This window comes from Macrococcus carouselicus (assembly GCF_004359515.1).
GTDB lineage: Bacteria > Bacillota > Bacilli > Staphylococcales > Staphylococcaceae > Macrococcus > Macrococcus carouselicus.
The window spans coordinates 138,322-150,944 of record NZ_SCWD01000001.1; the positions used below are offsets into that span (position 1 = coordinate 138,322).

Below are 12,623 nucleotides of genomic sequence, written 5' to 3' on the forward strand. Positions count from 1 at the left end.
TGTAATGAGTGACATCAACTTAGATCAAATTAAACAATTTTCACAAGCTAAACAAGAACCCTCATGGATGTCTGCCATCCGTGAAGATGCATTCAATCGTCTTGATATGATTGATATGCCGAAACCTGATAAAACAAGACTTGACCGCTGGAACTTTGAAGTGAACTATCACGAAGCAGCTGGCCAGACTTTTGCGTCTACAGACGAACTGCCAGAAGAAGTGAAGTCAGTCATTGATGTTGAAGCGGTTGAGAACCTATACGTTCAGCACAACAACACGCCTGCTTTCCTGAAAGTGTCGGACAAGCTGGTGGAACAAGGCGTTATCGTCAAAGATATTCATACGGCAATGGCTGAGAACAGTGACCTTGTGCAGCAGTACTTCATGACTGAAGGCGTGAAAGTCGATGAACATCGCCTGACTGCGCTTCACGCTGCACTCATGAACGGGGGACTTTTCATCTATGTACCTAAAAATGTGGCGATTGAGTCTCCGGTCCAGATGGTTGTTCTGCATGATGACAAAGCGGCTAATATCTTCAACCACTTACTTCTTGTGGCGGATACAGGTGCAGAAGTGACATACGTTGAGAACTACTTATCTACTGTGGATGAGGCTGCCGGTCAGCTTAATGTGATTTCAGAAGTCATCGCCAACGATAATGCGAAAATCACATACGGCACGGTTGACTTCCTTGCCAAAGGCTTCACAGGTCATGTCATCCGTCGCGGTATTGCGCATCAGGATGCGACCATTGACTGGTCACTGGGTCTTATGAATGACGGTGATACAATCAATGACAATACAACATACTTGATGGGTGACAACTCAACAAGTAACCTGAAAACGGTTGTTGTCGGCCGCGGTGAGCAGAAACTGAACTTCACGACTCAGATCATCCAGTATGGTAAGAACTCTGCTGGCCATATCCTGAAACACGGTGTGATGAAAGATGCAGCCTCTTCAATCTTCAACGGTATCGGTTACATCAAGCATGGCGCGACAAAAGCAGATGCACAGCAGGAGTCACGTGTACTGATGCTATCTGAGAAATCACGCGGGGATGCGAATCCGATTCTGTTGATTGACGAGGATGATGTAACTGCCGGCCACGCAGCGTCAGCAGGACGTGTGGATCCGATGCAGCTCTTCTATCTGATGAGCCGTGGTATCTCTAAACGCGAAGCTGAACGTCTCGTTATCCACGGGTTCCTGGCACCAGTTGTCAACGAATTACCGATTGAAGCGGTGCGCCGTCAGTTAACTGATGTAATCGAACAGAAAGTGGCAATTAAATAAGAGAAAGGTCCTGATCTAATGGCACCATTCGATATCAATAAAGTAAAAGCGGATTTTCCCATCTTGCAGGAAGTGGTCAATGGACAGTCGCTTATTTACCTTGACTCTTCAGCAACGAGCCAGAAACCGAAACAGGTCATCGATCGAATCAATGACTACTATGAGCATGAGAATGCAAACGTCCACCGCGGTGTCCATACTTTAGGGACTCGTGCAACGGACGGTTATGAGGGTGCGCGTGAAACGGTCAGACGTTTTATCAATGCGCGTTACTTCGAAGAAATCATCTTTACGCGCGGTACGACGACTGCCATCAATACAGTGGCACACAGTTACGGAGACATGGTTGTTGAGGAAGGCGACGAGATTGTCATCACTGAAATGGAGCACCATGCGAACCTCGTACCGTGGCAGCAGCTTGCCAAACGCCGTAAAGCCGTTCTTAAATATATTCCGCTCCAGCAGGACGGCACCCTTGATATGAAAGATGTAGAGGAAACCATCACAGAGAAGACGAAGATCGTCTCAGTGTCGCATGTATCAAACGTACTTGGTACAATCAATGACATCAAAGCCATCGCAGCCGTGGCTCATGCTCACGGTGCTGTGATGGTGGCGGACGGTGCACAGGCGGTTCCGCATATGACAGTGGACGTACAGGATCTGGATGTTGACTTTTATGCATTCAGTGGCCATAAGATGGTCGGTCCGACTGGGATCGGTGTCTTATACGGTCGTAAAGCGCTGCTTAATAAGATGGAACCGATTGAATACGGCGGTGATATGATTGATTTCGTCGGCTTACAGGATTCAACGTGGACAGAACTGCCGACAAAGTTCGAAGCAGGAACACCCCTGATTGCAGAAGCAATCGGTCTCGCAGCAGCCATTGATTATCTTGAAGCAATCGGGCTTGACGAAGTGCTGCAGTATGAACATGAACTGACTTCATATGCTTATGATAAAATGTCACAAATCGAAGGGCTTGAAATCTATGGTCCTGCTCCTGACAAACGTGCCGGGCTGATCACTTTCAATCTGAAAGGCGTGCATCCGCATGACCTTGCAACCGCCCTTGATTCAGACGGAATCGCGATCCGTGCGGGTCACCACTGTGCACAGCCGCTGATGAAATGGCTGAATCAGTCATCGACAGCACGCGCAAGCTTCTACATCTACAACACAAAAGAAGAAATAGACATCCTGGTCGACAGCTTGAACAAGACAAAGGAGTTTTTCAGTTATGAGTTTTAATAATTTAGATCAGCTCTATCGCTCTGTTATTATGGACCACTATAAGAACCCTCGTAACAAAGGGGTGATTGAGGATGGTTCACTGACAATCGATATGAACAACCCGACCTGTGGTGACCGCATCAGACTGACACTTGATGTGGAAGACAACATCGTGAAAGACGCCAAATTCGACGGTGATGGCTGCTCCATCTCAATGTCCAGCGCTTCAATGATGACTGAAGCCATCAAAGGTCATACAATCGAAGAGGCACTCAAGATGGGTGACGAATTCAGCCAGATGATGCTCGGCAATGATTATGAAATCACTGAGGATATGGGTGATATCGAGGCGTTATCTGGGGTGGCGAAATTCCCGGCACGTATTAAATGTGCAACCCTTGCCTGGAAAGCACTTGAAAAAGGAACAAAAAACGAAGAATAAGGAGTGAATCAAATGGCTAAAAAAGCACCAGAAGTGGGCGATTATAAATATGGTTTCCATGATAAAGACGTTTCCATTTTCCGTTCAGAAAGAGGTCTGACTGAAGAAATTGTACGTGAAATCTCTAAAATGAAAGAAGAGCCTGAATGGATGCTCGACTTCCGTCTGAAATCTTTAAAACAGTTCTACAAAATGCCGATGCCGATGTGGGGTGGCGACTTATCAGAACTGAACTTTGATGAGATCACTTACTACGTCAAACCATCTGAACATACAGAGCGTTCATGGGACGAAGTCCCTGAGGAGATTAAACAGACATTCGATAAACTGGGCATTCCTGAAGCAGAACAGAAATACTTAGCAGGTGTATCTGCTCAGTATGAATCTGAAGTTGTGTACCACAACATGCAGGAAGATTTAGAAGAGCAGGGTATTATCTTCAAGGATACAGACTCAGCACTGCGTGAGAACGAGGACATCTTCAAGGAACACTTTGCTTCAGTGATTCCGCCGGCAGACAACAAGTTCGCTGCGCTTAACTCAGCGGTATGGTCAGGCGGCTCATTCATCTATGTACCGAAGAATATAAAGCTTGAGACACCGCTTCAGGCTTACTTCCGTATCAACTCAGAGAACATGGGTCAGTTCGAACGTACACTGATCATCGTGGACGAAGGCGCAAGCGTTCACTACGTAGAAGGCTGTACAGCACCGGTTTATACAACGAACTCACTGCATTCAGCTGTTGTTGAGATTATTGTCAAGAAAGATGCTTACTGCCGTTATACAACAATCCAGAACTGGGCGAACAACGTCTATAACCTGGTGACAAAACGTACATTCGTCTACGAGAACGGGACGATGGAATGGATCGATGGGAACATCGGCTCCAAACTGACGATGAAATATCCGGCATGTTACTTGCTCGGTGAAGGTGCACGTGGTATGACATTATCAATCGCCTTAGCAGGTAAAGGACAGGTTCAGGATGCAGGTGCGAAAATGATTCACAGAGCGCCGAACACATCTTCAACCATTGTCTCTAAATCTATCTCTAAACAAGGCGGTAAAGTGGTTTACCGCGGTATCGTTCACTTCGGCCGTAACGCTGAAGGGGCACGTTCAAACATTGAATGTGATACACTCATCATGGACAACGCATCAACATCTGACACGATTCCTTACAATGAAGTCATGAACGACAATATCTCTTTAGAGCACGAAGCGAAAGTCTCAAAAGTATCTGAAGAACAGTTATTCTATCTGATGAGCCGCGGTATCTCAGAAGAAGAAGCGACTGAAATGATTGTTATGGGCTTCATCGAACCATTCACAAAAGAATTACCGATGGAATATGCAGTTGAAATGAACCGTCTCATCAAGTTCGAGATGGAAGGATCAATTGGTTAATTCACAAATAAAAAAGACGAGTCCATGACTTGTCTTTTTTATTTGTGAAAAAATTTTGGTATCTTTCTCAGCTGATATGCGTTAAGATTTTTAGGGTAAAGACGGCAGAAAGAAAGGAGACATCTGATGATTAATACATATATCAATTCTGATGAAGGTACGATTATCAAAGCCGATAAGTTCCAGCAGAACAACTGGATCAACATGACGCAGCCATCGCGTGAAGAGATGGAAGAAGTAGCGGAGTTCTTCAATATCCCGATAGAGTTCCTGGAAGACCCGCTGGATCCTGAAGAAAGTGCCCGTATTGAATACGATGAGGACACGAACAGCACGTTAATCATCAATGACTTTCCGATCATTGATGAGAATATCAAGCAGACACTCTCGTATATCACCGTGCCGATCGGTATCATACTGAGTAAAGGCTATATCATCACCATCTGTTCCAGAGAGCATGAGATGTTCAACAAGCTGATGAACCGGCGCTTTGATCTGCGTATGAAGTCCAGATTTCTGCTGGAAGTCCTGTTCACTGTTGCGACGATGTACAACAACACACTGAAACGGCTGAACAGAGAGCGTCTCCGTATTGAGAGCAATTTAAGAACGTCTCTTACCAATAAACAGCTCTATGAACTGATGGAGCTTGAGAAGAGTTTAGTCTACTTCCTGACCTCCCTGACCGCGAACGGTGATACCATCAAACGTATTTTCCGCTCACGGTCCATCAAACTGTACGATGAGGACAAGGAACTGCTTGAGGACCTGATGATTGAGAATACCCAGGCGCTAAGTACGACTGAACTCTACACACGAATCCTGGAAAGTATCGCCGGATCCTATTCCTCACTCATCGGTAATGAGATGAACAATATCATGCGGCTCCTGACGCTCGTCACGGTATTCCTGACATTGCCGACACTCGTCTTCAGTTTCTTCGGTATGAACGTCGATCTGCCGGGGCTGACCTGGTCCGGCACTGTATCCGTCGCGCTGTTCTTAATGGGGCTGACGTACATGTTCCTGGTGAAAAAGAATATCTTTAAATGAAAACAGGTCTGAACGTTGAGGTTCAGACCTGTTTTTATGTTCATTTTCCCTGAGGCTCACCGAGATACTGCGCCTCTCACTTAAGAAGCGGTTCAGGAAGAGCAGGGACAGGACCATCGAGTTACCGATGATCATCCCGCTGATCGGAATCATGGCGCTTCAAACGGGATGATATGCAAGCCGAGAAGGTTCCTTTCTGAAGAGAGTGAGGTACATATGATATGATAGGTCTAGGTGATGATTATGATAAATATAGGATTAACCGCCTGGTCGGATCACGATACATTATACCCCGAACTCGCGAACAAAAAAGATAAACTACTTGCATACGGCAGCCATTTTCCGACGGTCGAGCTGGATGCGAGTTATTACGCAATCCAGCCTGAGCGGAATATCCGTAAGTGGATCAACGAGACGCCGTCCCGCTTCAAGTTTGTCGTCAAGATACACCAGGCGCTGACAGGGCATGCTGATGTGGATCAGTATGCTGATACAAGACTGCAGCTGATTGAACAGTTCAATCTGATGGTCGGCCCTTTAATCGAGGAGGACAGGCTGGCGATGGTACTTGTCCAGTTTCCACCGTGGTTTGATTGCACGACTCAGAACATCAATTATATACTATACCTCAAGCAGCACCTGCGCAAGATGCCTGTCGCGATAGAATTTCGGCATGACAGCTGGTTCACACCGGCTATGACAGAGAACACGCTGACCTTTCTGCATGATAACGAGCTGATTCATTCGGTCTGCGACGAACCGCAGAGTGGCCATGGCTCGATTCCGATGGTCAACCGGGTGACGAATCCCATATCGCTCGTCAGACTGCACGGCCGTAATGTGGCAGGCTGGACGAAGAAAGACATGTCGGATCAGGAATGGCGTGATGTCCGTTATCTCTATGAGTACAGTGAACAGGAACTCCAGGCGCTCGCCGTCAAATTCAGGATTCTGGATCAGAAGGCGAAAGAGGTCTTCGTTATCTTCAACAATAACTCCGGCGGTCATGCTGCTGGCAATGCACTGCGTATGAAGGAGATTTTAGGAATTGAGTACGATAATCTGAACGCCAAGCAGCTGACGCTGTTTTAAGGAGGTCATCATGTCTATATTCATACTGATTCTCCTGGGTGTCTGTTCAGCCATCCTTGGTTCGTTAGTGGGTCTTGGCGGCGGGATTATCATCGTGCCTGCCCTGATCTTTCTGGGTGCTTCGGGACTGCTGACGGGTATCACACCGCAGAAAGCGATCGGCACATCTACTGTTATACTAATTGCGACCGGGTTGTCCGCCTCTACCGGATACATAAAAGCGAAGCAGGTGGATGTGAAGTCAGCGCTTCTCTTTACTGTCGGTATTGTACCGGGGGCTCTGGCAGGTGCCTATCTCAGCAATTTCCTCACGCTTAAGAGCTTTAATCTATACTTCGGCTTACTGCTGATTCTGATGAGCATTGTGCTGATGTACAGAGATAAGATCAAGCCGGTCAAGCTGTTTCAGAATCCGCAGCATATGCGCAGCTTCACGGACTCAAAAGGTGAGACATATCATTACAGCATTGCACCTGTACCGGCAATCATCGCAACGTTCTTCGTCGGCTGTCTGACAGGGCTCTTCGGCATCGGAGGCGGCGCTCTGATGACACCACTGATGATCATCGTCTTCCGTTTCCCGCCGCATATTGCTGTCGGCACGAGTATGCTGATGATCTTCTTCTCCAGTCTGTCAGGAGCCACGAGTCATATTGTCCAGGACAACGTCCTCTGGCCGTATGCTATCATCCTGGTTATTTCCAGCTATATCGGTGCTTCGCTTGGTGTACAGATCAACAAGCGCGCCAAATCTGAGACAGTTGTATTGATGCTCAGACTGATCATGCTGGCACTCGGCGTCTATCTGCTCATCAGAAGTCTGACTTAAGGGGGTAAGTTATGGAGATTAAACTGTATCACACGAATGACATACATAGTCATCTGTCGACGTTCAATAAAATCATACGCTACTTAAAGGACCGCCCGACCAATAGTTACTACGTGGACCTCGGTGACCACGTGGACAGAAGCCATCCTTATACGGAAGGGACCCTAGGAAAAGGGAATGTCGCACTTTTGAACGAAGCGGAGGTGAAAGTGGCGACACTCGGCAATAACGAAGGAATCACACTGACGCATGATGATCTGAATACATTATACGATGGAGCGGATTTTCAGGTGACATGCTGCAATCTGTTTGATCTGAAGGGTGAGCTGCCGAGACATATCAAACTGCATGTCATCGATGAATTCAACGGCATCAAGCTGGGCTTTGTAGGTGCGACAGCCGAATTCACGCCGTTCTACAAGGCGCTCGGCTGGCAGGTCACAGAGCCGATAGCTGCCATCAGACAGCAGGTGGAGATTATCAGAGGTGAGTGTGATGTCGTGATTATACTCAGTCATCTCGGTGTGTTCGCTGACCGCCGTATCGCTGAGGAGATTCCGGGCATTGATGTCATTCTCGGTGCACATACGCATCATCATTTTGACCAAGGTGAACGGGTGAACGGCGTGCTGATTGGTGCTGCCGGGCGCTATGGTCAGTATATCGGTGAGATCAGACTGGATTTCGACGAAACAGGACTCCGCCATAAGGAGGCCCGTCTGATTGATACAGATGAGCTGACAGACAGTGAGGACAGCTACTATGAGCAGGGGCGTCTCAGTCTGAGTGAAATGGTCTACAATCAGCCGGTCAATCTGCCGAGAAGATTATACAGTGCATCCTATACGACAGCACTGTTAGCGCGTGAGCTGAGAATCGAACTGGAGGCAGACTGTGCACTGATCAATTCAGGGCTGATTGTTCAGAGTTATACGGGTGACTATCTCACGAGGTATGATCTGCATAAGATGCTGCCCCATCCGATCAATCCCGTGAAAATCACCTTATCTGGGCGAGAACTGAAAGAAGTCATCGCGATGAGTGCGAAGCACGAATACCGCGACGAAATTGTCAAAGGCTTCGGTTTCCGCGGCGATATATTCGGCATGTACGTGCTGGATCATATCGGTTATATTCAGTCAGAGCGTAAGTTCTTTGTCGGTGACAGAGTGATTCAGGACCACGAGACTTATACGCTTGCGACACTTGATATGTATACATTCGGACGCTTCTTCCCGCAGTTTGTCCAGACACAGAAAGAGTACTTTATGCCGGAATTTCTGCGCGACGTGATGCAGGTTGCTTTAAATCGGCGCTTTTCATAGAACTGCCATTTTATTTTACAATATTTTCAGTTATAATTAATGGATATCGGAGGGATGTATTGTGGTGACAAAAAATGAAGAAATTCTAAGAAAACCAGAATGGTTAAAAATAAAGCTTAACACCAACCAGAACTATACAGGACTCAAGAAGATGATGCGTGAGAAGAACCTGCATACAGTCTGTGAGGAAGCAAGATGCCCTAATATTCATGAGTGCTGGGGCGAGCGTCGTACGGCGACATTCATGATTCTCGGCGCAGTCTGTACACGTGCATGCCGTTTCTGCGCGGTCAAGACCGGGCTGCCGAACGAACTGGACTTACAGGAGCCGGAACGCGTGGCTGAGTCCGTGGAACTGATGAACCTGAAACACGTCGTCATCACAGCCGTTGCGCGTGATGATTTAAAGGACGGCGGTTCTGAAGTCTATGCAGAGACAATCCGCAAAGTGCGCGAGCGCAATCCCTATACAACAATCGAAGTACTGCCATCAGATATGGGCGGCAGCTTTGACAACTGGGAACGTCTGATGAATGCACGCCCGGATATCCTGAACCATAATATCGAAACGGTCCGCCGTCTGACACCAAGAGTTCGTGCGCGTGCAACATATGACCGCTCACTAGAAGTGCTCCGCCGTTCTAAGGAGCTGCAGCCGGATATTCCGACTAAATCAAGTCTGATGGTCGGTCTCGGCGAAACATGGGACGAAATCCTGGAAGTAATGGATGATCTCCGTGCGAACGATGTTGATATCATGACAATCGGTCAGTACCTGCAGCCGTCACGTAAGCATATCAAAGTACAGAAATACTATACACCACTTGAATTCGGCAAACTTCGTAAAATCGCGATGGATAAAGGCTTCAAACACTGTCAGGCCGGGCCAATGGTACGGAGTTCCTACCATGCAGATGAACAGGTGAATGAAGCCGCAAAACAACGTCAGGCGCTCGGAGAAGCATAATGGTCGTCAAGACTGGAGATCATTACTTTGAAGTAATGGTTGATTATAAAAATGCTTTTGATCAGGAGCAGTTTGAAGCCCGCTATTCAGAAGTGCTCGATAAGTATCCGGTTATCGTCGGTGATATCGGCTACGATCAGCTTCGTCTGAAAGGTTTCTATGAGGACAAAAATAAAAAGGCTGATGTCAGCCGTAGATTTTCAAGTATTCAGGATTATCTGATGGAGTACTGCAATTTCGGTTGTCCCTATTTTGTGCTGAGCCGACTGACAGCGCATGAAGTCGTCAGACGCTCCGCAGAAAATGCGGACGTTGAAGTGATTCCGGATAAGCAGGCATCTGCTGAAACTGATAGCGCTGAAGTCGAGCATGTAGAAGAACAGAAATCGTCTGATGCTTTACCTAAAACACTCAAACATTTTTTAAAGTAACTGCCTGCTGGCAGTTACTTTTTTTATGCGATGACATCATTCAGGAATTCGATGACTTCATCTGCCTCCGCGTCACTGATGCCGAGCACATGAGCGATATAACCTTCTTCCTCAAGGTCATCCCTGCCGATGATGCCGAACTTATTGGACTGTGTATTGAGCACGATGGTCTTGCCGTAGTGGCGGTCTGTCTGGATGAGTGTCAGGTCGTGACGGATTTCGCCCAGGAAACTGACAAACCGGATATTCGCTTTCTCTGAATCGTCATATAAAAACATATCAATCATGTCTATCCCTCCTCCGGCAAGTATATCAATAATGAAGCATATAAGAAAATTTGTTAAACTAGAGGAGGAGGCGATTGCGATGTATTTTGTGGATAGAGATGAACTGGAACAGAAGCTGAACTATATAACAGGTCTGACAGAAGACTTCAAGGAAGCGGAAGGCTATGCGCTGGAACGCATCTGTCATATGCTGATTGAAAGTACGGTCGATGTCGGTAATATGATGATTGACGGCTTCATTATGCGCGACCCGGGAAGTTATCAGGATGTCATGGATATCATGGAGATGGAGAACGTCATCACGACAGGTGACGCAAAGAAAATCTCAGCGACATTACCATTAAGACAATGGGTGGTGCGTGATTATACGACAGTTGATCACGTTCAGCTTAAACAGATATTTGAAGAGAATCTGGATGCCTATCAGCAGTTCCAGCCCGCAGTGAAGAGATTTATAGAACGCGAGCTCGGACCGGTATCCGCATTCGGAAAAGGAGCGAAAAATGAAGAAGTATAAAGGTTATCTGCTGGATTTAGACGGTACGATGTATGCAGGAACACGTATTATTGAGGGGGCGAAAGAATTCATTGATTACCTGCATGAAGGAAATCTTCCCTATCTGTTTGTCACAAACAATGCATCAAAGACACCTGACGAAGTCGCGAAGAAACTGACGGACATGGGCTTCTACTGTACAGCTGACAATGTCGTGACCTCAGCCATGGCGACAGCGATGTATATCGCGGACGAGCAACCGGGAGCGGATGTCTGCTGCATCGGCGGTAAAGGTATCAGAACTGCACTCTCTGAAGCGGGGCTTAACATCGTAGAGGGTGAGAAAGCAGATTATGTGGTGATCGGTCTCGATACAGCTATCACCTATGATAAATACGCGACGGCAGCACTTGCCATCCGTAACGGTGCGAAGTTCATCTCAACGAACCCTGACCGTACCTTACCGAGTGAGCGCGGACTCCTGCCTGGAAACGGGGCTCTGACCAGCGTTCTGACGGTGGCGACTGACGTGGAGCCGACGTTCATCGGCAAACCGGCAGTGCATATCATGAATAAGGCAGTGGAAATGATCAATCTACCGAAAGAAGACCTCGTGATGATCGGTGACCTCTATATGACAGATATCTTATCAGGCATCAACAGCGGCATTGATACCCTGCACGTTCAGACCGGCGTCTCCACTTATGATGCCGTGATGGCTGAGGAAGTCCCGCCGACGTATTCCGTTAAGAATCTGAATGAAGTCATCGAGATGTATAAGGAGGGCGGCCTATGAAAATCTTAGTGACCAGACAGATTCCGGAGCGATTCATTGATGAACTGAAGGAAGCAGCAGAAGTCGTCATGCATGACGACACGCTGCAACCGATGCCGCGGGACAAATTTATCGAGGAGAGTCGTGATGCAGGCGTGGTCATCACGATGATGAGTGACAAGGTCGACCGGGAATACCTGGATGCATGTGAGAACCTGAAAGCCGTGATCAATCTCGCTGTCGGCTTTGATAATATCGATGTCAGATATGCAAATGAAAATAATATTACAGTCTGCAATACACCTGACGTGCTGACTGAGACAACGGCTGAACTTGCTTTCACATTGATGCTCGTCACGGCAAGACGTATTGTAGAAGCGGCCGAACTTGTTCAGAAGGGTGAGTGGCAGGGCTGGGAACCTTATATGATGGCCGGCAAAGATGTAGCGGGTAAATCAGTCGGTATATTCGGTATGGGATCGATCGGTACAGCCTTTGCACGACGCTGTAAGGCATTTGGTATGGATATCATGTACAACACGCGTTCAAGACACGAGGATGCGGAACGGGAACTGGGTGCCCGTCATGTCGATTTCAGCGAGTTGCTTCAGTCGGATTACGTCGTCTGTACAGCACCGCTGACCGAGGAGACAAAGGAGATCTTCAATAAGGACGCATTCAACCGGATGAAGGGCGATGCCATCTTCATCAATATCGGACGCGGAGGACACGTGGTTGAGGAAGACCTGCTCGCGGCCGTTCAGGCAGGAGAAATCGCAGCAGCAGGACTCGATGTTCTCCGTCAGGAACCGATTCAGGATGATCATCCTTTCCTGGATGAGAAACGTATTGTGGTGCTGCCTCATATCGGCAGTGCGACAGTTGAGACACGTGATGCGATGATTCAGCTCTGTGTGGATAATGCGAAGCAGATCATGAAGGGCGAGGAACCAAAGACACCTGTCAAAGTGAAATAATAT

14 protein-coding genes and 1 pseudogene are annotated in these 12,623 nt (G+C 47.5%); 13 read left to right on the forward strand and 2 right to left on the reverse strand.

Annotated elements, in window-relative coordinates; translation table 11 throughout:
* The first annotated feature begins 4 nt into the window (after positions 1–4).
* The 5 genes from sufD to ERX40_RS00765 all read left to right on the forward strand — a co-directional run bounded on the left by sufD (position 5) and on the right by ERX40_RS00765 (position 5,441).
* Positions 5–1,300 (forward strand): Fe-S cluster assembly protein SufD, encoded by a 1,296-nt coding sequence (gene sufD, locus ERX40_RS00745; RefSeq protein WP_133416588.1) that lies wholly within the window; start codon positions 5–7, stop codon positions 1,298–1,300.
* 18 nt (positions 1,301–1,318) lie between these two features.
* Positions 1,319–2,554 (forward strand): cysteine desulfurase, encoded by a 1,236-nt coding sequence (locus ERX40_RS00750; RefSeq protein WP_133416589.1) that lies wholly within the window; start codon positions 1,319–1,321, stop codon positions 2,552–2,554.
* The gene (gene sufU / locus ERX40_RS00755) at positions 2,544–2,978 is read left to right on the forward strand and encodes a Fe-S cluster assembly sulfur transfer protein SufU (protein ID WP_133416590.1); all 435 of its coding nucleotides are present in this window, start codon (positions 2,544–2,546) and stop codon (positions 2,976–2,978) included. The genes ERX40_RS00750 and sufU overlap by 11 nt, the downstream gene beginning before the upstream one ends.
* 12 nt (positions 2,979–2,990) lie before the next feature.
* The gene (sufB, locus tag ERX40_RS00760; protein ID WP_133416591.1) at positions 2,991–4,388 is read left to right on the forward strand and encodes a Fe-S cluster assembly protein SufB; all 1,398 of its coding nucleotides are present in this window, start codon (positions 2,991–2,993) and stop codon (positions 4,386–4,388) included.
* Positions 4,389–4,514: 126 nt separating this feature from the next.
* Positions 4,515–5,441, forward strand: a complete 927-nt coding sequence (locus tag ERX40_RS00765; RefSeq protein ID WP_133416592.1) for a magnesium transporter CorA family protein — start codon at positions 4,515–4,517, stop codon at positions 5,439–5,441.
* Between the two features lie 66 nt (positions 5,442–5,507).
* On the opposite strand, the pseudogene ERX40_RS00770 reads toward ERX40_RS00765, so the two are convergent.
* Positions 5,508–5,594 (reverse strand): annotated as a pseudogene (locus ERX40_RS00770) (ABC transporter permease); the annotation flags it as partial.
* 90 nt (positions 5,595–5,684) lie between these two features.
* Here ERX40_RS00770 and ERX40_RS00775 point away from each other — a divergent pair.
* The 5 genes from ERX40_RS00775 (at position 5,685) to ERX40_RS00795 (ending at position 10,085) form a co-directional block, all read left to right on the forward strand.
* Positions 5,685–6,533 carry a DUF72 domain-containing protein gene (locus ERX40_RS00775; RefSeq protein ID WP_133416593.1) on the forward strand — a complete coding sequence of 283 codons (849 nt, stop codon included), beginning with the start codon at positions 5,685–5,687 and terminating at the stop codon, positions 6,531–6,533.
* A gap of 10 nt (positions 6,534–6,543) precedes the next feature.
* Positions 6,544–7,362, forward strand: coding sequence for a sulfite exporter TauE/SafE family protein (locus ERX40_RS00780; protein ID WP_133416594.1), 819 nt, complete (start codon positions 6,544–6,546; stop codon positions 7,360–7,362).
* A gap of 11 nt (positions 7,363–7,373) precedes the next feature.
* A complete protein-coding gene (locus ERX40_RS00785) occupies positions 7,374–8,687 on the forward strand; it encodes a bifunctional metallophosphatase/5'-nucleotidase (protein WP_133416595.1) in 1,314 nt (437 codons plus the stop codon).
* A gap of 61 nt (positions 8,688–8,748) precedes the next feature.
* Complete coding sequence (gene lipA, locus ERX40_RS00790) at positions 8,749–9,654, forward strand: lipoyl synthase (RefSeq protein ID WP_133416596.1); 906 nt, start codon at positions 8,749–8,751, stop codon at positions 9,652–9,654.
* Positions 9,654–10,085, forward strand: a complete 432-nt coding sequence (locus ERX40_RS00795) for a YutD family protein (RefSeq protein WP_133416597.1) — start codon at positions 9,654–9,656, stop codon at positions 10,083–10,085. The genes lipA and ERX40_RS00795 overlap by 1 nt, the downstream gene beginning before the upstream one ends.
* Before the next feature lie 23 nt (positions 10,086–10,108).
* Here ERX40_RS00795 and ERX40_RS00800 read toward each other — a convergent pair whose 3' ends face one another.
* Positions 10,109–10,372 carry a DUF3055 domain-containing protein gene (locus ERX40_RS00800; protein WP_133416598.1) on the reverse strand — a complete coding sequence of 88 codons (264 nt, stop codon included), beginning with the start codon at positions 10,370–10,372 and terminating at the stop codon, positions 10,109–10,111.
* Between the two features lie 79 nt (positions 10,373–10,451).
* Here ERX40_RS00800 and ERX40_RS00805 point away from each other — a divergent pair, with 79 nt between their 5' ends.
* Genes ERX40_RS00805 through ERX40_RS00815 form a run of 3 tightly spaced genes read left to right on the forward strand, consistent with a single transcriptional unit; the run spans position 10,452 to position 12,620 of the window.
* A complete protein-coding gene (locus tag ERX40_RS00805) occupies positions 10,452–10,889 on the forward strand; it encodes a DUF86 domain-containing protein (RefSeq protein WP_133416599.1) in 438 nt (145 codons plus the stop codon).
* Complete coding sequence (locus tag ERX40_RS00810; RefSeq protein ID WP_133416600.1) at positions 10,876–11,664, forward strand: TIGR01457 family HAD-type hydrolase; 789 nt, start codon at positions 10,876–10,878, stop codon at positions 11,662–11,664. The genes ERX40_RS00805 and ERX40_RS00810 overlap by 14 nt, the downstream gene beginning before the upstream one ends.
* The gene (locus ERX40_RS00815) at positions 11,661–12,620 is read left to right on the forward strand and encodes a 2-hydroxyacid dehydrogenase (RefSeq protein ID WP_133416601.1); all 960 of its coding nucleotides are present in this window, start codon (positions 11,661–11,663) and stop codon (positions 12,618–12,620) included. Before ERX40_RS00810 ends, ERX40_RS00815 begins: the two co-directional genes overlap by 4 nt.
* Positions 12,621–12,623 lie beyond the last annotated feature (3 nt).

Coding starts and splice junctions, on each gene's coding strand:
- sufD (WP_133416588.1), top strand. CDS start 5: ATGAGTGACATCAACTTAGATCAAATTAAACAATTTTCACAAGCTAAA.
- ERX40_RS00750 (WP_133416589.1), top strand. CDS start 1,319: ATGGCACCATTCGATATCAATAAAGTAAAAGCGGATTTTCCCATCTTG.
- sufU (WP_133416590.1), top strand. CDS start 2,544: ATGAGTTTTAATAATTTAGATCAGCTCTATCGCTCTGTTATTATGGAC.
- sufB (WP_133416591.1), top strand. CDS start 2,991: ATGGCTAAAAAAGCACCAGAAGTGGGCGATTATAAATATGGTTTCCAT.
- ERX40_RS00765 (WP_133416592.1), top strand. CDS start 4,515: ATGATTAATACATATATCAATTCTGATGAAGGTACGATTATCAAAGCC.
- ERX40_RS00775 (WP_133416593.1), top strand. CDS start 5,685: ATGATAAATATAGGATTAACCGCCTGGTCGGATCACGATACATTATAC.
- ERX40_RS00780 (WP_133416594.1), top strand. CDS start 6,544: ATGTCTATATTCATACTGATTCTCCTGGGTGTCTGTTCAGCCATCCTT.
- ERX40_RS00785 (WP_133416595.1), top strand. CDS start 7,374: ATGGAGATTAAACTGTATCACACGAATGACATACATAGTCATCTGTCG.
- ERX40_RS00795 (WP_133416597.1), top strand. CDS start 9,654: ATGGTCGTCAAGACTGGAGATCATTACTTTGAAGTAATGGTTGATTAT.
- ERX40_RS00800 (WP_133416598.1), bottom strand. CDS start 10,372: ATGATTGATATGTTTTTATATGACGATTCAGAGAAAGCGAATATCCGG.
- ERX40_RS00805 (WP_133416599.1), top strand. CDS start 10,452: ATGTATTTTGTGGATAGAGATGAACTGGAACAGAAGCTGAACTATATA.
- ERX40_RS00810 (WP_133416600.1), top strand. CDS start 10,876: ATGAAGAAGTATAAAGGTTATCTGCTGGATTTAGACGGTACGATGTAT.
- ERX40_RS00815 (WP_133416601.1), top strand. CDS start 11,661: ATGAAAATCTTAGTGACCAGACAGATTCCGGAGCGATTCATTGATGAA.